Raw genomic sequence first — 23,208 nt, 5'->3', positions numbered from 1 at the left:
TATCATACCCAGTTCAGGAAGTTTGCGATAATCTGTTTTCCATCGGTTGTGAGAATCGACTCCGGATGGAACTGCAATCCAAACAATGGATATTCTACGTGCCGCAGTCCCATAATCTCACCGTCGGAGGTGTATGCCATAGATTCGAGTTCTTTCGGCAGAGTCTCCTCGATTACCGCCAGCGAATGATATCGCGTGGCGAGGAACGGATTTGGGAGGCCACGCAGGATACCGGTTTCGCGGTGGTATATGGGCGATGTTTTTCCATGCAGGAGTCGCTCAGCGAGATCGACCTTTGCGCCGAAACTGTGCCCGATTGCCTGATGCCCAAGGCAGATGCCGAGAATTGGGATTTCTTTGTAGAACCTCTTGATAACATCGTTGGAAATTCCGGCTTCACTCGGATGACCCGGTCCGGGCGATATGACGATCTTGTCGGGCTTGAGATTCTCGATTTCTTCAATAGTGATCTGGTCGTTTCGGGCGATTTGCAGGTCGGGAGTTACGGCACCGACATACTGCACAAGATTATATACGAATGAATCGTAATTGTCGATGAAGAGGATCATCAGAAACCCTCCTCTGCGATTCTGATAGCTTCCTTGATCGCTGCTATTTTATTCAGGGTCTCCTTGTATTCCAGGTTTGGCACCGAGTCCGCGACTATGCCGGCTCCAGCCTGAAGGCTGACCTGACGGCCTCGTTTGATAATTGTACGAATGGCAATGCACATATCGAGATTGCCCGACAGTGAGAAGTAGCCGACACTTCCGGCGTAGGGGCCTCTCTTTGTTGGCTCGAATTCATTGATTAGCTCCATTGCGCGCACTTTTGGCGCACCGGTGACAGTGCCTGCGGGAAACGCCGCGCGAAAGAGATCGAATTGATCGGCGTCGTCCCTGAGCTTACCCGTTACAGTCGATGTCAGGTGGATGACATGCGAGTAGTATTCCAGCTTCTTGAATTCAGGTACTGTGACCGAGCCGTATTTGCAGATTCTACCGAGGTCGTTTCTCCCGAGGTCGACCAGCATAACGTGCTCAGCCAGTTCTTTCTCATCTTTGGCGAGCTCTTCGGACATCATTGCGTCCTCTTCTTCGGTGTGGCCACGACGGCGAGTTCCTGCTATCGGTCTCAGGATTGCACGTCCATCCTCGAGCTTCACCAGCGCTTCTGGAGAGGACCCTATCAAGTCAAGATCATCAAATTTCAGATAGAACATGTAGGGCGACGGATTCAGCATTCGCAGGGCGCGGTATATTTGGAAACTGTCGGCTCCCGTTTCACCCGAGAAAACCTGAGACGTTACGATCTGAAAGACATTGCCTGCAAAGATGTTCTTCCGCGCTTCCTCGACCATATTTTCGAATTCATCCCGCTTCATGTTCGGCACAAATTCGGAATTAGCGGCCATAGCCATTGTCTGAGGAATGCGCACCGGACCGTGAAGGGCTGCACTGATTTTGTCGATCAGCTCTTTCGAGCGCCTCAGAGAATCTTCATTCCCGCTCTCGGTGAGAGAAATCACTTTGATTCTGCGGCTGAAATGATCGAAGACCAGCAGAGTGTCGACCAGATAGAACGATCCGAGCACCTCATCACGGTTGTCAGGAAATGGTATTCTCGGTTCGAAGAAGCTGACGCAGTTGTAGCCTGCATATCCGACCAGTCCGCCTAGAAGCCGCATCTCCGGCACATCCCGGGAAATCGATATCCTCGCCAGAATTTGCCGTAGCGCCGTGAAAGGCGCATCATCCGATGCATGAGGGATATCCAGCTTGCCGTCACGCCCTTCGATTCGACAGCAATCACGAAGGATGTCGATCCTGTGAGTGGGGGAAATCCCGATGAATGTATACCGACCGACCGATTTGGGACTCTCCGCGCTCTCGAGGAGGAATTTCGCACCAACTGACTCCAGCTTCAGATAGGCTGAGACAGGCGTTTCCAAATCGCCCGGCAGCTCCAGAACTGTTGGATCCAGCTCTATCGGCTTTCCTGATTCCGGTTCTTTCAAAATTTCGAGTAGATTCATCGATATCACCTATGAAAAAAGCTCACTATCTTCATCGGATAGTGAGCTTAAAACTTTATCTTCTTTTGACTTACGTTCTCAAACAGCCACTATCCGATCATAGTCGGGAGCATGCACCAGCGCCAGTAATAGTACTGTAACTTGTGGGCAGGCTCGGTGAATAGCGGTCCGAATGAGATATCTCTTGTCATGCAGTAAATATAATAACAAGAGTCAAACTGTCAAGGTTATTCTGAGTGCCGTGAGGTCCCGTTGGAGTGAATGGCCATCCTGGCAGCGGGTGCAGAGGCAATGAGCGCTGGAAATGCGGATGTGCTCCCCGACACAGAGACTTGCATGGGTCCACAAGAAATTCATGGACAATCGGGGCTGAAACCATATATTTGGCGGATTGTAACAACTAAAAACCGTAGAAAGGAGTCACAATGAAGAAAGCGACGGCTGTTACGGCAATTGTGTTATTGTTGACACTGGCGTTCAGCGTAATCCTCATAGCTGCCGATGCGGATGAGATATACAACAAGCATATCGCGGCGATGGGTGGCATGAAGAACCTGGAGGCTCTGCAGTCTCTAAGGATGTCCGGCAAGATCAACATGGGCGGAATGACCGGTGATATCGTAATCACCAAGAAAGCCCCGAATTTTCACCTGCTTCAAATTACATCCCCGATGTTTGAAGTTAATGAAGGCTGCGACGGCAAGCACGTATGGTCGACCAGCCCGATGGGCTTCAAGACGTATGATGGAGAAGAGCTCCAAAAACGGCTCGAACAGACTCGCATTGAGCCGCTGGTAGGATTCACTGAACGCGGCGGCAAGTATGAATTCGTCGCTGAAGAGCCTGTAAAGGGTGTCGACTGCTACAAAATGCTCTTTATGCAGTCCACCGGTGATTCGAATTATTCCTACTATGACAAAGATACATATTACATGGTGAAGACAGAAGTGGACACTCCCGAGGGTCCGGTGGAGCAGTTCTTCGAGGACTTCAAGACAATCGATGGCTATGTTTATCCTTTCAAGCTGAGGACAGTGTCCGCCCAGGGCCGTATGATGGTCACGTTCGACTCAATTTCGGTTAACCAGAAAGTTGACGAGTCTCTCTTTGTGATGCCTGACTCCGCTTCGGTGCCGACGAGGATGATGCCTGTTCCGGATTCTTTGAAGGGTCAGCCTCTCAAGAAGCCAGGCAATTAGAATGTGAATTCTTGTTTGATATATGAACCGGCTCCGATATGGGGCCGGTTTTCTAATTCGAATTCAAATCACAGGGACTATCAGTTGCTTGAATTCCCCAGTCGATAAGGGGGAGCTAATGATGCGAAGCAAGCAGTTAGCGATCGTAACGCGCCATCTGACAGCGAGCGCGATTCGATATTCCAATGGATCGACTCCAGCCTTGCGCTGCTGAAGGCTCACGGACAAACGCCGGGCGGAGAGGGGGACAGAAAGGACTGATTGATCATAACGATCTGCTCAAGTCACGTCAGAGAACTGTCAGTCATTCAGCCACCTCGCCAGCCACTCGAACTGCTTCTCGTAGACGTGCCGAAGGTTCTTCAGCTTTCCGATCGAGTGGCCTTCGTCGGGATAGAACAGAAGCTGCGATGGCACACCCATCCTCTGTAGCGATGTGAACATCTGAAACGCCTCGCTCGGATCGACACGATAGTCTCTTTCTCCGTGAATCACCATGGTCGGTGTTTTGAAATTCTCGACATATGTCGCCGGTGATGACCTTATATACTCCTTGCGATTTGTCCAGGGAGTTCCCTTGAAATCCCATTCAGGGAACCACAGCTCATCGGTTGAGCCGTAACCGGCGATGTGGTTGAATGTCCCATCAATGCAGATCAGGCATTTGAATCGATCTGTGTGTCCACAAATCCAGTTGACCATGAAACCGCCGAACGATCTGCCGAGAGCTGCCATTCTTGTGGAGTCGATGTAGGAGTGAGTCGCAATCAGATAGTCAACACCGAGCATCAAATCCTCATAGTCTCCTCTGCCCCAATTGCCGGAAACATGCTCTTTGAATCTAAGGCCATAGCCAGCGCTGCCGTGCGGGTCGATCTGTGCCACAATGTAACCCTGTGCAGCGACAAGTTGCGTGTTCCAGCCGTAGTAGTTGAAATCGCCGAGCCAGCACCATTGCGGACCACCGTGAATCAATAGCGCGAGCGGGTAGCTGGTGTTTGGATCGAAGTCAGGCGGCAGGGTGAGGAATCCATGCACGGAATCGCCGTTGAAGCCCTCGAACCAGAAATCTTCCGCACGGTTCATGTCGAGCCTGCTGACCATCTCGTCATTGAAATGCGTCAGGCGAGTCAGTTTTCTTGACGCAATTTCATAGCGATGAATTTCATAGGGCTGATTCGACAGTGAGCGCGTGACCACAAGATAGCGGCCATCGGGCGAAATTACGAATCCGCCGTACACGGCATCGTCAAGTAACTTTTCGACCTTACGCGATTTGACATCTATTCGCCAAACACACTGGAATCCATGCTCGATAGCGACGAAATAGATGTGTCTCATATTAGGGTGCCAGCGCTGACCTCGTACGGATTGGTCGAAATCCTCGGTGAGATTCGTATGCGAGCCCGTTTGCCGGTCATAGAGAACGAGGTCAGACTGGTCCGACTCATAGCCTGCACGCGCCATCGAGAGGTAAGCGATATACTTGGCATCGGGGGAATACTGCGCTGCGAAGTCTGATCCCTTGCCGGTCGTGATCCTGACCGGTTCACCGCCAATCACAGGTATCGTGAAAAGATCGCTGTTGGTCGAGAGCGCAGGAATCGAATCAGTATTGGCTTCATAACAGAGTTCAGTACCGTCGGGAGAGAAAGCAAAACCGTAATGACCTCCGATTGGCGATATCGGTGCGTTGTCGTGAGTGAATGTTAGTTGTCGTGTCTGATCGGCCTTTGTGTCATGTACAAATATCCGGTCGACCATACCGTCGAACCAGTAATTGTAGTGACGGAACATCAAATGATCGTAGAGCCTTGCTTTGACCGGATTGTTATCTTTCTCTTCAAGCCTTGAACGATTGCAGTCATCGTCACGGCACTCAGGAAACACGAGCGAGCTGAACGCAATCTTCTGCCCATCCGGCGACCATACCAGATTCTCAGCTCCAGTCGAGATGGAAGTAATCTTCTTTGTTTTACGGTCTTCAAGAGTGAGAAACCACACCTGGCTTCCATCTCCACTGTCTGCATGGAATGCCAGGGACTTTCCATCGGGCGACCAACGAGGGTGAGATTCGCCGTCAATAGAGCTTGTCAACTGTCTGAGATTAGAACCGTCACTGCCCATGACCCATATATGCTGCTGAGACTCATCTGTCTGCAAATCATTCTCGGTCAATGTGAACGCAATGCGCTCGCCATCGGGGGATATCTGCAAATCCCCAATTGAGGGTACACTGTAGAGATCATCGAAAGTGATCTTCGCACCCGGAGCTGTGGATCCTGCTACGAGAGAGAAAATGAACCAGTAATAGATGATCCTATGCATGATCTATCCTTTCGTTATCGATATCAGAGTACACGGAAATTGTAGGGAAGAACTGACCTTTTGACAACCAAAAAGTTAAGTCGTGCGTAATCATTGAAGGTGTGCGGCCCATCTTTTGATGCTCATTCCGTACGCCGTTAGCATTCCTATCCCGACGGCTCTGTGATACGACATGTGAATAAATCGTGCAGGAAAGGATTCCTGCCCGCGGGATGAAAGAATTCCTGCCCGCGGGATGAAAGGATTCCTGCCCGCGGGATGAGAGAATTCCTGCAGCGCTATGGAAGTGCTCGCAGGAGCTATGCTCCTGCTATCCTGTCAGGATGCGCTGAGGCGCAGCCTTTGCTTGCACCATTTGGAATCACTTCCTGACGCCCGGACATATCACTCCGCCAGCTTCATTCCGAGCTGCCAGAAGATGAATGAGTAGATGTCGGTGTATTGCTCAGTTCGTTTCCACATCGGCATTCCCTGCCCATGCCCCGCTTCGAATTCGAATCTGAGAAGCTGCGGATGTTCGGAGGCATTGGCCGCCTGCAGCCTTGCGACCATCTTTCGAGCGTGCAGTGGATCGACGCGCGAATCCGAGTCTGACGTAAGTACCAGAGTCGCCGGATAGGCAGTTCCATCCACCACATGGTGATACGGCGAATAGGCATATATAAAATCGAACTGGTCCGGATCATCAGCCGAACCGTATTCCGGAATCCATAGCCGCGCTATCAGGAATTGGTGATATCTGACCATATCGAGCAGCGGATTGCTGCAGATGACAACTTTGAACAGGTCGGGACGCTGTGTTTCAACGGCGCCGACAAGCAGGCCACCGTTCGATCCACCCCAGATTGCGAGCTTGCTGTTGCTTGTGTAACTCTGCTCTATCAAGTACTCAGCAGCTGCGATGAAGTCATCAAAAGTGTTCTGCTTCTTGTCAAGCATCCCGCCTTTGTGCCATTCTTCTCCGTACTCCGCACCGCCCCTCAGATGTGGCAGCGCATATACTCCGCCGCTATTGAGCCAGATTAGCCGTGTGGCCGAGAAATAGGGTGTTTCGGAATGACTGAACCCGCCGTAGCCGGTCAGCAGAGTTGGATTGGTGCCATCGAGTTTGAGGTCCTTCTTGTGAACCACAAACATAGAGATTTCAGTACTGTCCTTGGAGCGGTATTTGACGAATTTCGTGGTGAAGAGTTCGGGGTTTGCCTCGGCTTCGACACTGTCGTACACTGCTATCTCGCCCGATGTGACATCGCATGCGAAGATCGTAGTCGGAACAAAGAACGACTCATAATCGAAGAATATTTCCCTGCCATGGATCTCTCCATAAGTCTGACTGACCGATCCAATGCCGGGAAGTTCAATCTCGGCAGTCGAATTGTCCCGAGGGTTGTAGAGTCTCAGTTGCGAAGAAACATCATGCAGGTAGCTGAGAACCAGACGATCAGCGGCCACTCCGAATGATTCCAGCATCGAATTCTCCTGCTCCGGCACGATTTCCTTCCAACTCGTCACATCGTCACCGCCGAAGTCCGCTTTCAACACGCGGAAATTGGAGGCGTTGAGATTCGTTCGAACATACAGATCATCGCCGAGAAACGAAGGCCTGAAGTGAGCTTCCACGCCTTTCGCCAGCGGAACGAAGCCACGATCAGTGCTGAGGTCTCTTAGATATAATTCCGATTTGCTCCAGCCCTTGAAAACATACACGATCAGGTAACGACCAGACTCGGAAAGCAGTACATCAGTCCAATCCTGCATATCGAACCCATCGCCGAATATCTTATTGTCGTCTGCGGGATCCTCTCCGAGCATGTGGAGGAACACGTGGCGGTGGTATACTTCCTCGCCCTCGGGGACTTCACCCTTCGTCGGATAGCGAGTATAGTAGAACCCAGAGTTGTCGGGCAACCAGGCAAGACTTGCGGCCGATGTTCGCGGTATTGTGTCGGATGTATGCTTGAGGTCATCAGTGTTGAGAACTGCAAGCGTGCTTTGCTCGTCACCGCCGGAGGAGAGCCCATAGGCAACCAACTTGCCATCGTGCGATGGGAAAAACCAGTCGAGAGACACAATCGCGTGCGCACTCATGGCATTCGGATCGATGAGCGCGACAGGGTCGCCGTTCTTCCCGATCTTCATGTATAGTACCGCCTGATCCTGTGTCTCGCTGCGCTTGGTATAGAAGTATCTGCTGCCATATATGCGGGGCGCGGACACATCGCCGATCATCATTGCCTCTTTCAGCTCGAATTGGAGTTGATCTCTGATCGGGATTGCATTCAGAACATCACGCGTGTAGTTGTTTTGCGCTATCGTCCACTTGATGACTTGTTCTGATTCTCCATCTTCCAGCCAGCGGTAGGGATCTGTAATGACGGTGCCGTGAAGTGTATCGACAGCGTCCTTCATCTGCGTGGGTGGATATTTCGCTTCAGCGACTGCACGATCCTTTGGATTTGACTCCCCGCCACAGGAAAGGTAGATCAGAGAGGTGAGAAGTAGCAGGGTTAGCCTGGTCGACATACCGAGTGTTTTCATCGCGAAATCTCCCGACGCTGGAGTGTGGTTACGTTAATCAATTTGAAGAATATAAGGTGATCGAGGAGGAACCGAAAGCATTAATGCGTCAGCAATCAAACGGAACGGCCCGCGAAAGCAAAGTCACGGGCTGAGAAATGTGACAGAACAGCTCTATACCGGGTTGTCAGCCCAGGAGACAATGCCGAGCTCAAAACGATTGACAAGGCTTCTGTGGAAAGGGATTATCCGAACAGAAAAACCGTGTTTGCCCGATTTGGCAAAGCGCACTTTGCCTCGGAATACATAAATCCCTTCGCGCTCATCTCCGGTGAAGTCGAGTTGTATTGCCTCAGCGTCACTCATTGCTTCACCATAGCCGGCACGCCCAAAATACATTTCGACCAGAACGTCAGATGGCAGCAGATCGCCGAGATGCACTCCAACCTCCACTTCCAATTCTGATCCAACTTCAGTCTTGTCCGGAATTTTGGGGTTTACTTCAAGGATCTTTACGTCTTTCCATTTCTCTTTCAGATTCGATCGCCATAAGGAGAGCGCTTTGAGCTCTTTTCGATCGTCCTTATTCAGGATATTGGACTGGCGGTAGGCCGGCAGATAGAACGATTCGGCATAATTCTGCACCATCCTGCCCGTATTGTAAACGGGGCAGAGTTGGCGCATCGATTCCTTCATCTTGGCAATCCATCCGCGCGGCAGACTGTCGGGTCCCCGATCATAATACAGTGGGACGACTTCCTTTTCGAGCACATCGTACAGCGCGTTCGCTTCAACCCAGTCCTGATACCTGAGGTCCGCATACTCTTCGCCGCGTCCTATCGCCCATCCGACATCGGGAGTGTATGCTTCTGCCCACCATCCATCCGGTATGCTCAGATTGATGCCGCCATTAAAGACGACTTTCATTCCGGATGTCCCTGATGCCTCCATCGGACGGCGTGGCGTGTTGAGCCAGATATCGGTACCCTGAACAAGATAGCGCGCCAGGGCGATATCGTAGTTCTCAAGGAACACAATCCGGTGCCGCAGCTCTTCCCGTCTTGCCATGTGTATAATTTCTTTGATGAGGTCTTTACCGTCGTTGTCACGTGGGTGAGCCTTGCCTGCGAAGATGAGCTGAACGGGGCGATCCGAGTCGGTCAATATCTTGATGAGCCGGTCGAGATCCTTGAAAAGCAGAGTGCCTCTCTTGTATGTCGCAAATCGTCTTGCAAATCCTATAGTCAAGGTCTCCGAATTGAGCGCTTCCTGAGCAGCCTTCATCTCCCAACTGAGTCCTCCACGACGTTTCACCTGCTCGCGCAGTCTTCTCCGGGTGAATGCGACCAGTCTCTCACGCCTTCTCTCGTGTACTCGCCAGAGCTCCTCGTCAGGGATCTCAGAGATTCTGGCCCAGACACTGTGATCGGCGGTGCCAATATTCCATGACGGTCCCAAATATCTGTCAAAGAGCACGGAGATTTCCGCGGAAATCCACGAATTAGTATGGATGCCGTTGGTAACGTGCCCAATCGGTATCTCGTCCATGGGGACCTTCTGCCAGAATTTCTGCCACATCTTCCTCGTTACTTCACCGTGAAGCTTTGAGACACCGTTGATATACGATGAAAGTCTCAGCGCAAGATAGGCCATGTTAAAAGGCTGAGGAGTGGTGCCTGAATCCGCTGACTGTCCGAGTGCGAGAAATTCGGGCCAGGACATCTTCAACTGTGGATAGTACTGTTTGAAATAACGCTGCATCAACAGTTCCGGGAATTCGTCGATACCTGCCGGAACGGGAGTGTGCGAAGTGAACACGGTGCTCTGTCTCGATAGCATGATGGCTTCAAAGGTGGAGATATTGTCCACCTGAATCCAGCGGCGCATTCTCTCAAGCGCCAGGAATGCGGAATGACCTTCGTTCATATGGCAGACTGTTGGATTGATCCCGAGCGCATCCAGAGCCAACATGCCGCCGATTCCCAGCACGATTTCCTGCTTGATCCGCGTTTCAACATCGCCTCCGTACAACTGGCTTGCAATCGCGCGGTCTTCAGGCGAATTCTGTGGCACGTCGGTGTCCAGAAGATAGACGCTAATCCTGCCAACCTGGACTCTCCAGATATACGCAAGAACGTTGCGGCCGGGAAACGCGATCGATAAGGTTACAGGCTTGCCCTTATCATCGTCAATGCGCGTCAAAGGCAGGTTGTAAAAGTCGTTTTCGGGATAGAATTCCTGTTGCCATCCGTCGTTATTCAGATATTGTTGGAAGTACCCCTGTTGATATAGCAGCCCGACACCGACCAGAGGGACTCCGAGGTCGCTGGCAGATTTGATGTGATCGCCTGCAAGTATGCCGAGTCCGCCCGAATAGCTCTGAAGGCATTCTGTCAACCCGAATTCTGCCGAGAAGTACGCAATGACCGGCTGATCGCTCATGAACTGTGTCTTGCCGAACCATCCCGCACCTGAAACATATTTATCCAGATCCTGAGAGACTCGTTCGAGGTGCGCTATGAAACCCTCGTCGGCCGCCGCCTGTTGGAGCTTGGCTTGCTCTATTGATCCCAGCAACAACACAGGATTGTGGCCTGTGCTCTCCCACAGGTTTCGGTCGAGACGACGAAAAAGGCCTATTGCGTCATGATTCCAACTCCACCAGACGTTGAAAGCGATTTTCTTTAGATCCTGCAACGTATCGGGAAGCGTCGGATGTACCTGGAATGTCTTTATTGCTCTGATGAAACTGTCACTCATATTCTTACCCGCGTGTAATGGTCATCTTATCTGCTATCGGCCGTAAGCTGCCATTTCCCAAGCTGCTTTGTTTCGTACTGGAGAATCCGTTCTTCCCGGTCCCCGGACTAGTCCGATTTCTATACCACAGCTTGCAGCAATCTTCTGGTTTCCTCATTGTATACTTTCTTGTTCGAATAAGTCTCCTTCAGCGGAACATGTTTGACCTGCCGTCCATCATAGCCGATCATGACTCCTGAGATGCCGTCCGCGAGTGCGTCGGTGGCCGCTATCCCGAACAATGTAGCGAAATACCTGTCTCTTGCTGTAGGTCTGCCGCCACGCTGAATGTGCCCCAGGATAGATACCCATGATTTGATACCGCCTTTTTCCTGAAGTATCCGGGATAGCTCAAGCGCTCCTCCGGAATCGTCTCCCTCGGCCACGACCAGCAGATTCGTCTTCTTTCCAACCTCAAGGCCCGACTTGATATCCTGTATCAATTGATCGATATCCGTCTTGATTTCCGGCACCAGCACGGCATCGGCGCCTCCTGCCACACCGGACAGAAGTGCAATATCGCCGCAGTGCCGGCCCATGACCTCAATCAGGAAAACCCTCTCCATTGCCGATGCAGTGTCACGAATCCTGTCGATAGCATCGAGCGCGGTGTTGACCGCTGTGTCGAAGCCGATTGTCTGCTCAGTTCCATAGATGTCTCTATCGATGGTTCCCGGAATACCGATGACCTTGATATCGCTCTCCTGGTTCAGCAGGTGGGCACCGGTGAGACTTCCATTGCCCCCGATGACAATCAGTCCTTTGACGCCGCGTTTGTTGAGGTTGTCGCAGGCTTTCTTCCTGCCCTCAGGTGTCATGAACTCTTCACTTCTCGATGAAATGAGAATACTGCCCCCGGTCTGAATAATGTTCGACACTGCGAATCTTCTCAGCGGAATGAAATCATCGGCGATGAGTCCCTGATAGCCTCGCCTATATCCGTAGACTTCCATCCCCTTCTTGAGTGCAGTGCGCACGACTGCGCGTATGCAGGCATTCATGCCCGGCGCATCGCCTCCACTTGTGATGATACCGATCCTATCTACTGACATGTACCTTCCTGACCTATCCCTGGTTTGCGTCTGTCCGTTATTCAAACAGTGAATCTGAGTGAGCTAGATCGAGACTTTCATCCTCCCGGGACCGGATTCCACGACTTCCGCGGAGACTGCGTCTTTGTACTCTACGAAGTTCTTACGGAAGTTCTCCGCGAGTTTCTGAGCAACCTTGTCATATTCTTCCTGATTCGACCACGTATTGCGCGGATTCAGGATATCCGACGGAACGCCTGGACATTCAGTCGGAATCGCAAGGTTGAATACCGGTTCTGTCGTGAATGAAACACTGTTCAACGCGCCTGTCAATGCCGCTTTCACTATCGCTCGAGTATGAGCAATCTTGATCCTCCGGCCGATTCCGAACTGACCGCCGATCAGCCCGGTGTTGATCAACCAGCAGTTCACTCCGTGGTTTTTGATTCTTTTCTGAAGCAGTTCTGCGTATGCAGTCGGATGCAGCGCCATGAATGGTGCGCCGAAACAAGCCGAAAAGACCGCTTGCGGCTCCTTGCCGAGGCCCTTTTCGGTTCCGCCTACCTTGGCTGTATATCCGGATATGAAATGGTACATTGCCTGCTGAGGAGTCAACTTTGAAATTGGAGGGACGACTCCGAACGCATCGTAGGTTAGCATGATGACATTTTTCGGAATTCCACCCAGACCATCTCTGACCGCCGATTCAATGTGAGTTATCGGATATGCAGCTCTGGTATTTTCCGTCAGGGTACCGTCGTCAAGGTCGATCATCCTGGTGTCGGGATCGATAGCTACATTCTCAAGAATCGTCCCGAACTTCCTGGTGGTCTCGTAGATTTCCGGCTCCGCCTCGTTCGAGAGCTTGATGACTTTTGCGTAACACCCGCCTTCAAAGTTGAATACTCCCTGCTCACTCCATCCATGCTCATCGTCTCCAATCAGTCGCCGTTCCGGGTCAGCGGAGAGTGTTGTCTTGCCGGTGCCGGACAGTCCGAAAAAGAGCGCGACATCATCATTTTTGCCGATGTTTGCCGAGCAGTGCATCGAGAGCACATTCTCCTGCGGGAGAAGGTAATTCATTATAGTAAATGCTGATTTCTTGATTTCCCCCGCATAGCTGGTTCCTCCGATTATCACAAGTTTTTTCCCGAAGTGTACAATGATGAATGTCTCACTTCTAGTACCGTCCATCTCTGGGAGAGCATGGAAATGCGGAACGTGCAGGACGGTGAACTCAGGATCGAAGGCGAGCCGCTCCGATTTGTCGGGAATTCTGATGAACATGTTGCGTGCAAAAAGGCAATGCCAGGCATTTTCGGTGATTACTCGAATTGACCGCCTGTAAGCCGGATCGGCACCGACATACACATCTTCAACATACAATTCCCGGCCCTGCAGATATGCTCTCACTCTGTCATGTATGCTACTGAACCTCTCTTCGCTGATGGGCTTGTTGACTTTTCCCCACCAGATGTTTTTTGTCGATGACGGTTCATCCACAATGTACTTGTCCTGCGCCGCTCGGGCTGTGTGGTGTCCAGTTCTCACCACAAGCGGACCGAGATGGGCGAGAATTCCCTCACGCCTGCGGATAGCCTGTTCGTAGAGCGATGGTGTATTAAGATTCCAGCGAATATCCCCGGTGTTCACTAGTCCGAGTTTCTTGAAATCAGCCATCAGTTTCTCTGTTCTTTCAATCATCGCCGCCTCCTATCATATGTGACATTCGAGGATCACTATTTCACGTAGTTGCAGATCGAGTCGATTGACGCTCATACTCTTGTCGCCTTCTTATAACACATCGGTTATCTGCTTGTTCATTTGAACTGGATTCCGACATCAGTTTCAACATAAATTCCAGTAACAGCCGAAGGCACTCCATTCTTCAGGGCCTGTTGATAAAGTCCGTCAATCGTCATCGAACAAAGAGTGTAGCCTTTGTGACCGTCAAATGATATATTCATCCTGTGCGCCTCCTTCGTTAGCTGTTTTTCCAAGGCATAAACTAAGATAGCTTATACCCCGGAGGCGCGCTCTCATAATATCACTGCGAGCGAACCCTGGCCGTCTCGGCTTCTCACAACGAACTTCCGCGCGGGCAGGAATCCTTTCCTGCCCGTATTATCAAGCTGTCAGGAAGGGATTCCTGACAGCGCAGGGTCGGAGATCGCCACGTCGCTCCGTTCCTTGCGATGACGGAGTTTAGCGCTACATTGACTTTTTCAACAAGCCCTTCAGACTGGGTCAGCGTCTTTGGGGTTGCCTGGGAGTTTTTTCTTGCCAATGCTGACTCAGGATGTACATTTATCGAAAATTGTGAGCATTGAACATCAATTCCGTCGCGCCAGCGAAGTAATGGACTGCGCCCATCAAGTTCACGCCGGGAGGTAACATGGGATTCATCACGAGCGTTATTGATGCAGTAAACAAGTTTGTCTGGGAGACCCCCGAGTCATTCCCCGGTATGGTTTTACTCCTGGTCGGAACGGGCATATTCATCACATTCAAACTCGGCTGGCCTCAACTGAAGAGGATCGGGCACGCCATTAATATTACCAGAGGCAAGTACGATGACCCCAAGGATGCCGGTGACATTTCGCACTTTCAGGCTCTTTCCGCCGCTCTCTCGGCCACGATCGGAATCGGCAATATCGCTGGTGTCGCGTTGGCTATTCACTATGGCGGTCCGGGGGCGTTATTCTGGATGTGGGTTACCGCTATCTTCGGGACATCTCTCAAGTATGCTGAATGTACGCTGTCGATGAAATATAGGATGATCAATCCCGACGGTTCTGCGTCGGGTGGTCCCATGTACTATATCGAGCAGGGACTTGGCTGGAAATGGCTGGCGATCGTCTTCGCAGCTGCCGCTGCCATCTGTTCGTTCTGCACAGGAAACTCGATCCAGGCATTCACGGTCGCTGACCAGTTGAATTCCGATTTCGCTATACCGAGCTGGGTGACCGGGGTTTCTCTTGCTGTAATCGTGGGTTTGGTCATAATCGGTGGCATCAAGAGAATCGGTCAGGTTGCCAGCAAGCTGACGCCGTTCATGACAGTAGTATACTTGATTGGGGGAATCCTGATTCTAATCCTGAATGCCGACAAGATCCCGGGGGCGTTCGCATCAATATTCCAGGGCGCGTTTACATTCTCCGGTACCGCTGGCGGTTTTGCTGGTTCTGCTTTCATCATGACAATGGTTCAAGGGATCAAGCGCGGGCTATTCTCCAATGAAGCGGGGCAGGGGTCTGCACCGATCGCGCATGCTGCAGCCAAGACAACCGAACCGGTGCGTGAGGGGACTGTCGCTATGATGGGTCCCTATATCGACACCATCATTGTCTGCTCGATCACCGGACTTGCCATCGTTGTGACTGATGCCCACACGGCTATGGTCAACGGCGAATTGCTCAATAGTTCCCCGATGACGGCTTATGCATTCGAACATGGATTGACATTCCTGAAAGGTTATGGCGGGTATATTGTTACGGGGTCAGTGTTCTTGTTCGCTCTTTCGACGATGATCAGCTGGTCGTACTATGGAGACAGGTCGGTCCAGTACCTTTTCGGCAATTCATGGGTCATGCCGTATCGATTCGTGTATTGCATCGTTCTTTTCCTGGGAGCCATCCTGCAACTCGAAACTGTCTGGCATTTCGGAGAAATAGCTCTCGGGTTGATGACCATACCGAATCTCATAGCAATCATCGCTCTCTCGGGTATTACTCGCAGGATCTCGGACGAGTACTATTCCCGCAAACACATGACCTATGCTGAGAAGATCAAGCATCACGGCCATGGAAGCGGAGTATCCGACAATTAAATCGCTCTGATTTAGGATCATTCTGCCACATCTTTGCCGCGTATACAAACTGTTGGCGATAGTGGACTTGGGTTATTATGTTCAGGTCGACATAAAGCACTCTAAAGATAGGACTTTGACGTATATGGACTTTGACGTATAACTGTTGACAAATCGGTCTTTTGCCCTACATTATCACAATAGGGTAAATGTATTTGCCGTCGGCACCGAGAATAATTATCGGAGGATCTTCCATGTTAGACATCAGAACGGGCATAAATTCAGAAATCCCAACGCTATATATTACAATTTTAGTGAGTCTTCTGATCTGGGCATTGCCATTCCAGACAGCCACCGCTGAGCTCGCCTCCGAGGCCGAGATGGGTCTGGTTTGTCAGAACTGGTTGTCGAAGATCACATATTCCAATGGTGGTTGGTCAGGATCGCTCTCGCCCGAAATCAAAGTCAGTGAGGAGATTGTGGTTGATGGGACTCTCCTCGCAAGAGTCTACTCAATCTCGCCTGCCGGGTACATCATCGTCCCGACACTTAAAGAGCTTCCTCCGGTGAAGGCATATTCCGAGGAATCGATCTATAGGCCCAGTGATGAAGACGGTTTCGCCGCGCTGATTCGCGAAGTACTCGCCGATCGTTTCAGAATCTTCCGGGAAACATATGGCAGTCTTGACGAAAAGCAGTCGGAGAACGATATCCAGTTGTTCGGTGAGGTCAATCAATCGGAATGGTCGAAATACTCAGTGCCGAACGATCAATTCATGTTGAGTCTCGGCAAAGACTTCGATTCGCCACTCGATGAGTTCGGACCGCTTCTAACCACCGGCTGGCATCAGGGCTCTCCGTATAATCAGGACTGCCCCATGGGGGACGGAGGCACGTGCATCGTCGGATGTGTCGCGACCGCTGTCGCGCAGATAATGAAGTACTGGAATTGGCCGTCGGCAGGCAATGGCAGCTCGAACTACTACTGGCAGGGCGATAACTCATGTGGCGGAAACACTCCGGGACAGACTCTTACAGCAAACTACTCCGATATTTACGATTGGGACAACATGCCGGACGCATGCTATTCCGGCTGCACTCAGGCACAGAAGGGTGCTCTGGCAGAACTCAACTTAGAGGCGGGGATATCGTTTGAGATGATGTACGGCAAATGTGCCTCCGGAACATACTCATGGTATGTCGAAGAGACCATGCCGACACATTTTCGTTATGACGCATCGATCACAAGTAAGTACAGATCAAACCACACGGCTGATGGATGGTTTTCTTTAATTCAACAGGAAATTAATGAAGGTCGCCCGATGTACTACACTATCAGCAGGCACGCGATCGTCTGTGACGGTTGGAGAGTCGTCGGTGATGCCAAGTCGTATCATTTCAACTATGGCTGGGCGGACAGCCACACGGCCTGGTACGCGCTCGACAATCTGCATTGCAACTGGGAAGGCTGCAACTACATGATCGAAGCGCTTATCAAGAATATCATGCCGGAGCCTGATCCCGATGCAGACGGTCTTTCGAACTCAGAGGATAACTGTCCCGTGGTATACAACCCTGACCAGATCGATACAGACAATGATGGCGTCGGTGATGCATGCGACAACTGCCAATTGACAGCGAATTCGAACCAATCCGACGTCGATGAAGATGGCATGGGTGATCCGTGCGATCCCGATGCCGACGATGATCAGATTCCGAATGTATCTGACAACTGCCCGCTTGTCGTGAACATTTCGCAGGAGGACTTTGACGGCGACAACGTCGGAGATGCCTGTGACAACTGCTTTGAAGTTCAGAATCCGTATCAGTACGATGAAAATGGCGATGGCGTGGGAGACGCATGCGACGGGGAGATGCATATTCAAAGCTATGAACTTCCGACTGGTTATCTCAGCGTACCGTACTACTATCATTTCTGGGCATGTGGTGGCGTCGAGCCATACTACTGGACAAAACTCTCCGGCCAGCCTCCATACGGTTGCGCATTTAGCGGTGGCGAGATCGGTACTATTAGCGGCACGCCGTCGTGGGCAGGGCAGTCCTACATCCAGGTTCAACTCCGTGATTCAGATAGCCCTCCCAAGTATGACACGGTTGCAGTCATGATCACTGTCAGTGAAGCAAGCTCTGATTGCGGCAATGCAGACGGCAGTAGAGGGATCGACATTGATGATGTCGTCTTTACCGTTGCATACATATTCACGGGTGGACCAGCCCCGGACCCAATCGAATCGAGCGATGTTGATTGCAGCGGAGAGACAGACATCGATGATGTCGTATATCTGGTCGGCTACATCTTCACAGGCGGGGCCGAACCATGCGCCGCTTGTCCGTAGGTCGAATGCAATCGCAGTCTTCCGACATTATTAATTCTCTTTTTGCTTGATTTGTCCATAGTGTGCACTATGCTGGCGTGGGCGTGCATTTCGGGCGGCGACAGAAACATGTGTAGCGACATCGCGCAACTATGACCGACTCTGACACGTGTCGCCGTGAAAACTACGGAGTCAGATTGAATCGTCTGCCGGAGATACTGATTCAGTGCGCGGTGCTTATCGTACCGTTTCTCTATATCGGATATACGCTCGATCCGGTTCTCACTCCGAGATTCCTGTTATTATCGATCCTACTCTTTGCAATAGTCGCCTCCATGCTGATGTCAGCGCTGAGGCAATCGACGGGAAGTGAGCTGTCGTTTCTTCGCAGAGCTATCTTCCCTATATTGATTGGATACCTGTTCATCAGCGCAATATCCCTAATGCAGGCCCGGAACGCTGCAGATAGCATGTTCGACATTCTCAAGTTCACACTGTTCATAGTGCTGGTGCTGATCATGACGAAGTTGCTGGCAGCATCCAAAGCCTACCTCAGTAAGCTCGCGGGGACGATTACGATTGTCGCCGCAGGTCTCTCTCTAATTGCTATCCTTCAATATTTGGGTATCGGATTCAGGTGGATACCGGGCAATGTGATTCCGTATGGCACGATGGCAAATAAGAATCTGCTCGCCTCTTTTCTCTTCCTGTCGCTTCCGTTTGTCATCTACAATTGGCTGAAGTCTGACCGATACTGGAGGGCAGGCTCGATTGCGACTGTCACATTGTGTTTGTACGTCCTCGTAATCAGTCAGACACGAACGGTCTGGCTTGCGCTTGCAGTCGCGACGCTAATGACGATGATCCCCGCACTGGTTCTGAAAACGTCGGACAAACGGCGAGCAATTTGCGCATTTCGCCGGCGTCACAGTCTCACTGCGTTTACAGTTGCAGTGCTTATTGCAGTCGTCGCATCGTTCGCGACGATCGGGCTTCATCAGTCTGAGCGCATTGAGGGCGATTCCCCGTTGCCCATCAATCTCAGTGACGCCTCGCTCAGGCAGAGAATTGCTTTGTGGGAGAAGTCTTTAAGCATGTTTGCTGATAATCCCATACTTGGAACCGGCGTGGGCGACTGGAAGATCGAAATAGCCAAATATGGCACCGACGGCCTCCCGTCCAGCACAGGGCAGGTGTTTTTTCAACGCCCGCACAATGACTTTCTCTGGGTGTTGGCTGAGACCGGCCCCCTCGGACTGCTGTTCTACATTTCGATTTTTCTGATCGCCTTCTCCTATTGTCTGAGAAGCCTTAGAGCAGCCACATCACGAGATGATGTGCAATTGTGCCTTCTGACGATTTTCGGCCTCGTTGGATTTCTCGTCATATCGTGTTTCAGCTTTCCCAAAGAGCGCATTGCACACACTGTGTTGCTTGCGCTGATGATTGCAGTATCTACATCTGTCTATCACAGACTGCGTCCGCCAATGCGGGCATTTTCGAAAACCAATATTGCTGCAGTACTCATGACAGCCATGATCTGTCTGGCTCTATGCATTGTTGTAGGCGCTTCCAGATACAATTCCGAGATGCACACAAGGAATGCAATGGAAGCCAAATCTGTGAGCGATTGGAAGAGGGTTGTCGTGGAGATCGACAAAGCAGAGTTAGCATTTTCGGTTTTCGATGCCACTTCGACACCGCTTGCCTGGCATCGTGGCGTAGCGAACTTCAACCTGAACAACATCGAAGCCGCGCGGAAGGATTTTCAGAAAGCGTATCGGCAGCATCCATATCATGTACACGTGCTGAACAATCTTGCAGCCTGTTATGAGACTTTGGGGGATCATGATTCGGCAATAGAGTACTATAATAAAGCAATGGAGATAATCCCGAACTTCGAAGAGACTCTGATCAATCTCGCAGCGGTATACTACAACATACGAGAGTATCAGAAGGCACGAGACTGTCTGATGCAAATCGAGGGTGAGCCGGCGGATCCGAGGTACGAGCACTTCATGCAGAAGGTTTCAGAGAAGTTGGGTGAACCAGCGCATCCCTGAAGCTGTGCCACTTCTTCTTGACCCCATCCGGACATTCTGCTATGTTGCGGTAAATTACACGAGTGCATTCCGCCATTCGGATCGTGAATCGTGAAGAGACACAATAGCAGAATCAGCTCCAGACCAGAGAGCAATAACTGTATACTTCCACAGGAGGATTAGCATGTCCAGATGCACACTTATCGGGCTGACTTCATTGCTCGTATTGTTGTTATCCCAGATGGCATTTGCCACTCCGGGCGACACATTGCAGACATTCTCTGCGCCATACAACTGCCCGCAGGGATTGACATTTGATGGGAGCAGTCTTTGGAATGTCGACAGAATGACGGACATGATCTATAAAATCGATCCCAAAACCGGCGCGGTGATTGATTCGATTCCGTCTCCAGCTTATGTGCCACGTGGCCTGACATGGGATGGCGGGCGGTTGTGGTGTGTCGATGCCGAGGAACAACTGATTTATGCCATCAATCCTGCCACCCGAATTGTCGAAAAAACGATCGACTGCCCGGTCACCAATCCCTCCGGGCTTGCATGGGATGGCAAATATCTCTGGATCGGGGACGATGGCGCCAACGACCTCCATCAGATCAGCAGCGAGGATGGCACTACTATCGTCACCATACCGGCACCATCGGGAGCACCAACCGGACTGGCCTACGATGGCGAATACCTTTGGGTGGCGGACAGAATGGCAGATATGATCTATATGGTCGCCCCTGACAATGGGGATGTGATTCTCTGCTTCAAATCACACGGGCCTCATCCATGGGGACTTGCCTGGGACGGGAAGCACCTCTGGAATGCGGACTATCAAACAGACCTGATCAGCAAGCTTGTAATTAGTGACGGCACACCTTTCGCGCGTCTCGAAGAGAAGACTCTCCGGGTGGAATTCATCCATCAGGTCAGAAACTACGGTCCCGATACGGTCAAGACGCTCGATGTTTACCTTGCGATACCACACGATCTGAACAATCAGGAATTGATCGGTGAAGTGACTTTTTCACCGGAGCCGACAGAGATCATCGCAGACCAGTGGAACCAGAAGGTCGCCCACTATCATGTAGAGAATATTGGCCCGATGCTATTCAATACTGTCAGCATGCACGCCTCAGCCAGACTGTATCAGAACAGATACTTCGTCTTCCCGAACAAAGTTGGCCTGCTTGATGATATCCCTGAAGAGATCAGGAGCACTTATCTGGTCGATGATGCCAAGTTCTCTATGGAGAGCGAGATTATTCAGAGTGCAGTGAGAGCCGCGGTCGGAGATGAAACAAACCCGTACTGGATGGGTAGAAAGATATTCAATTATGTCATTGAGCACATGGAATACGAACTTGCAGGCGGGTGGAATATCGCACCGACCGTTCTGGATCGTGGTAACGGATCCTGCTCCGAGTACAGTTTTGTCTATATAGCCATGTGCAGGGCCGCCGGGCTTCCCGCTCGATATGTCGGCTCAATTGTAGTACGTGGTGACGATGCATCATACGACAATGTATTCCATCGATGGGTAGAGATATATTTACCGAATTACGGCTGGCTGCCTGTCGATCCATCGGGAGGCGATTCTGCATTACCCTCCAGTCGCGCAAATGCCTTCGGATTTCTCAACAACAGATACCTCATCACGACTATCGGCGGTGGCGGCTCCGAGTTCCTGGGATGGGGATACAATGCCAACGAAGAGTGGACATCCCAGGGCAGATGCAAGATCGTAGTGGAATATTACGGTGAATGGACGCCTGCAAACGGCATGTCGGAAGAAACAGATTCTGATAAGGGCGCTGTGGGCTCCGGTAAATGTGAATGAACTCAAGGGCGCAGACTCGTCGACATATTGACATCACTGCACTTTTATCACATTGACAAACAGACTGAATCACTTAGATTGACCACAGTTACTAACGACTGTCGACTGAGAAGGCCTATGACTGACACTCGATAGCCCGATCCGGTCGAACCTAATTTCCGATATCCGAGGATCGAATATGCACAGGAATTTCCGGTTTGTGTGCATTGCAGTCTTCCTGAGTATGCTGATGTTCCCAAGGCTGCTTCTTGCACAGTCGCCGGCAATCGTCTCAGTTGCTCCAGCGCAGAACGAACTCGGTATTGCCAGTTCGATCATCATCACGGCGACTTTCGACGCTGATCTGAACGGGGCTACAATCAACGCGCTCACATTTGTTGTGAATGCTCGATGCACCGGTAGGCGACTTGGAACAATCAGCTACAACAGCCTTTCAAGAACTGCACTATTTGAACCTGACATTCCTTTCGTTCCGGGTGAGTATGTGGAAATTGTACTCACCGACGAGATCGAATCTGCGGGCGGTGCCCCGTTCTCAGGTGGGTTCAGTTGGGCATTTACGGTTGCCGCAGACGGTGGTAACGGTACGTTTATTCGCGATTCCAGCTACATGGTCAGCAGCACTCCTTTTTCGATCTTCGCCGCCGATCTGGACAGCGATGGTGATATCGATTTGGTCACGGCCAACTCGTCAACCAACAATGTTTCGATCCACTTGAATAACGGAGATGGCACGCTGGCATCCGCAGCTGACATCACCGCCGGAGGTCTGCCGCTGGCGATTAACGCTGCAGATTTCGACGGTAACGGGACAATCGATTTGGCATATGCGGCATCATTCACTGATAGCGTGATCACTCTCACGAATAACGGCAACGCGCAGTTCACAACCGGCTCTTCCATGCAGGTCGGCAACTCACCGCATTCCATTACATCAGCCGATCTCGACTCGGACGGCGATAGGGACCTGGCAGTTGTCAACAACTCTTCAGACAACATCTCCGTGCTGCTAAATAGCGGAAGCGGTACTTTCCCCTCGAATCTGATGTATGCGGTCGGAGATGAGCCGTACTCTATCTGCGCAGGTGATTTTGACAACGATGGTGATGTCGATCTGGCGACGGCAAACGATGTATCGGGCAGCGTGTCAATCCTTCGAAACAACGGAAACGGCACCTTTGAGCCACAATTGGAATATGATGTTGTCTTTGGTCCAATCTCGGTGTTTGCTTCAGATCTCGACGGAGATGGAGACATTGATCTGTCTACA

At 51.2% G+C, this 23,208-nt stretch carries 14 protein-coding genes; 6 read left to right on the top strand and 8 right to left on the bottom strand.

Translation table 11 applies throughout. From position 1 onward, the window contains the following. Nucleotides 1-2: 2 nt before the first annotated feature. Nucleotides 3-569, bottom strand: a complete 567-nt coding sequence (locus KKH67_01805; GenBank protein ID MBU1317908.1) for an aminodeoxychorismate/anthranilate synthase component II — start codon at nucleotides 567-569, stop codon at nucleotides 3-5. Beyond that, nucleotides 569-2,035, bottom strand: coding sequence for an anthranilate synthase component I (trpE, locus tag KKH67_01800; GenBank protein MBU1317907.1), 1,467 nt, complete (start codon nucleotides 2,033-2,035; stop codon nucleotides 569-571). Before trpE ends, KKH67_01805 begins: the two co-directional genes overlap by 1 nt. Nucleotides 2,036-2,460: 425 nt before the next feature. On the opposite strand from trpE, the gene KKH67_01795 reads away from it, so the two are divergent. Further along, nucleotides 2,461-3,234, top strand: coding sequence for a hypothetical protein (locus KKH67_01795; protein MBU1317906.1), 774 nt, complete (start codon nucleotides 2,461-2,463; stop codon nucleotides 3,232-3,234). A 300-nt stretch (nucleotides 3,235-3,534) separates the two neighbouring features. Here the strand turns inward: KKH67_01795 and KKH67_01790 are convergent, their stop codons facing one another. The 6 genes from KKH67_01790 to KKH67_01765 form a co-directional block, all read right to left on the bottom strand. Further along, nucleotides 3,535-5,562 carry a S9 family peptidase gene (locus tag KKH67_01790; protein MBU1317905.1) on the bottom strand — a complete coding sequence of 676 codons (2,028 nt, stop codon included), beginning with the start codon at nucleotides 5,560-5,562 and terminating at the stop codon, nucleotides 3,535-3,537. Nucleotides 5,563-5,946: 384 nt separating this feature from the next. Then, nucleotides 5,947-8,085: a prolyl oligopeptidase family serine peptidase gene (locus tag KKH67_01785; GenBank protein ID MBU1317904.1), complete on the bottom strand. Its 2,139-nt coding sequence runs from the start codon at nucleotides 8,083-8,085 to the stop codon at nucleotides 5,947-5,949. Nucleotides 8,086-8,253: 168 nt separating this feature from the next. Continuing rightward, nucleotides 8,254-10,839, bottom strand: coding sequence for an alpha-glucan family phosphorylase (gene glgP, locus KKH67_01780; GenBank protein ID MBU1317903.1), 2,586 nt, complete (start codon nucleotides 10,837-10,839; stop codon nucleotides 8,254-8,256). A 119-nt stretch (nucleotides 10,840-10,958) separates the two neighbouring features. Further along, complete coding sequence (gene pfkA, locus KKH67_01775) at nucleotides 10,959-11,930, bottom strand: 6-phosphofructokinase (GenBank protein ID MBU1317902.1); 972 nt, start codon at nucleotides 11,928-11,930, stop codon at nucleotides 10,959-10,961. Between the two features lie 63 nt (nucleotides 11,931-11,993). Next, nucleotides 11,994-13,613 carry a phosphoenolpyruvate carboxykinase (ATP) gene (gene pckA / locus KKH67_01770; GenBank protein ID MBU1317901.1) on the bottom strand — a complete coding sequence of 540 codons (1,620 nt, stop codon included), beginning with the start codon at nucleotides 13,611-13,613 and terminating at the stop codon, nucleotides 11,994-11,996. Nucleotides 13,614-13,729: 116 nt separating this feature from the next. Beyond that, nucleotides 13,730-13,876, bottom strand: a complete 147-nt coding sequence (locus KKH67_01765; GenBank protein MBU1317900.1) for a DUF128 domain-containing protein — start codon at nucleotides 13,874-13,876, stop codon at nucleotides 13,730-13,732. 428 nt (nucleotides 13,877-14,304) lie between these two features. Here KKH67_01765 and KKH67_01760 point away from each other — a divergent pair, with 428 nt between their 5' ends. From KKH67_01760 to KKH67_01740, 5 genes are all read left to right on the top strand, one after another. Beyond that, a complete protein-coding gene (locus tag KKH67_01760) occupies nucleotides 14,305-15,738 on the top strand; it encodes a sodium:alanine symporter family protein (GenBank protein ID MBU1317899.1) in 1,434 nt (477 codons plus the stop codon). Nucleotides 15,739-17,039: 1,301 nt separating this feature from the next. Next, nucleotides 17,040-18,074, top strand: coding sequence for a thrombospondin type 3 repeat-containing protein (locus tag KKH67_01755; protein MBU1317898.1), 1,035 nt, complete (start codon nucleotides 17,040-17,042; stop codon nucleotides 18,072-18,074). 176 nt (nucleotides 18,075-18,250) lie between these two features. Continuing rightward, nucleotides 18,251-20,116, top strand: coding sequence for an O-antigen ligase family protein (locus tag KKH67_01750; protein MBU1317897.1), 1,866 nt, complete (start codon nucleotides 18,251-18,253; stop codon nucleotides 20,114-20,116). A 163-nt stretch (nucleotides 20,117-20,279) separates the two neighbouring features. Next, entirely contained in the window at nucleotides 20,280-21,938 is a 1,659-nt protein-coding gene (locus tag KKH67_01745; protein MBU1317896.1) for a transglutaminase, read from the top strand. A gap of 178 nt (nucleotides 21,939-22,116) precedes the next feature. Continuing rightward, on the top strand, nucleotides 22,117-23,208 hold a 1,092-nt coding region (locus KKH67_01740), incomplete at its 3' end, for a VCBS repeat-containing protein (protein MBU1317895.1).

This window comes from Candidatus Zixiibacteriota bacterium (assembly GCA_018820315.1).
Lineage (GTDB): Bacteria > Zixibacteria > MSB-5A5 > JAABVY01 > JAHJOQ01 > JAHJOQ01.
The sequence above is the reverse complement of the archived record's forward strand: the minus strand, read 5'-3'. Positions and strand labels throughout refer to the sequence as shown.

What these genes read in the sequence shown, in the direction of transcription:
- trpE (MBU1317907.1), bottom strand. Translation starts at nt 2,035, where the DNA reads ATGAATCTACTCGAAATTTTGAAAGAACCGGAATCAGGAAAGCCGATA.
- pckA (MBU1317901.1), bottom strand. Translation starts at nt 13,613, where the DNA reads ATGATTGAAAGAACAGAGAAACTGATGGCTGATTTCAAGAAACTCGGA.
- glgP (MBU1317903.1), bottom strand. Translation starts at nt 10,839, where the DNA reads ATGAGTGACAGTTTCATCAGAGCAATAAAGACATTCCAGGTACATCCG.
- KKH67_01790 (MBU1317905.1), bottom strand. Translation starts at nt 5,562, where the DNA reads ATGCATAGGATCATCTATTACTGGTTCATTTTCTCTCTCGTAGCAGGA.
- KKH67_01785 (MBU1317904.1), bottom strand. Translation starts at nt 8,085, where the DNA reads ATGTCGACCAGGCTAACCCTGCTACTTCTCACCTCTCTGATCTACCTT.
- KKH67_01765 (MBU1317900.1), bottom strand. Translation starts at nt 13,876, where the DNA reads ATGAATATATCATTTGACGGTCACAAAGGCTACACTCTTTGTTCGATG.
- KKH67_01760 (MBU1317899.1), top strand. Translation starts at nt 14,305, where the DNA reads ATGGGATTCATCACGAGCGTTATTGATGCAGTAAACAAGTTTGTCTGG.
- KKH67_01755 (MBU1317898.1), top strand. Translation starts at nt 17,040, where the DNA reads ATGTACTACACTATCAGCAGGCACGCGATCGTCTGTGACGGTTGGAGA.
- KKH67_01805 (MBU1317908.1), bottom strand. Translation starts at nt 569, where the DNA reads ATGATCCTCTTCATCGACAATTACGATTCATTCGTATATAATCTTGTG.
- KKH67_01745 (MBU1317896.1), top strand. Translation starts at nt 20,280, where the DNA reads ATGTCCAGATGCACACTTATCGGGCTGACTTCATTGCTCGTATTGTTG.
- pfkA (MBU1317902.1), bottom strand. Translation starts at nt 11,930, where the DNA reads ATGTCAGTAGATAGGATCGGTATCATCACAAGTGGAGGCGATGCGCCG.
- KKH67_01795 (MBU1317906.1), top strand. Translation starts at nt 2,461, where the DNA reads ATGAAGAAAGCGACGGCTGTTACGGCAATTGTGTTATTGTTGACACTG.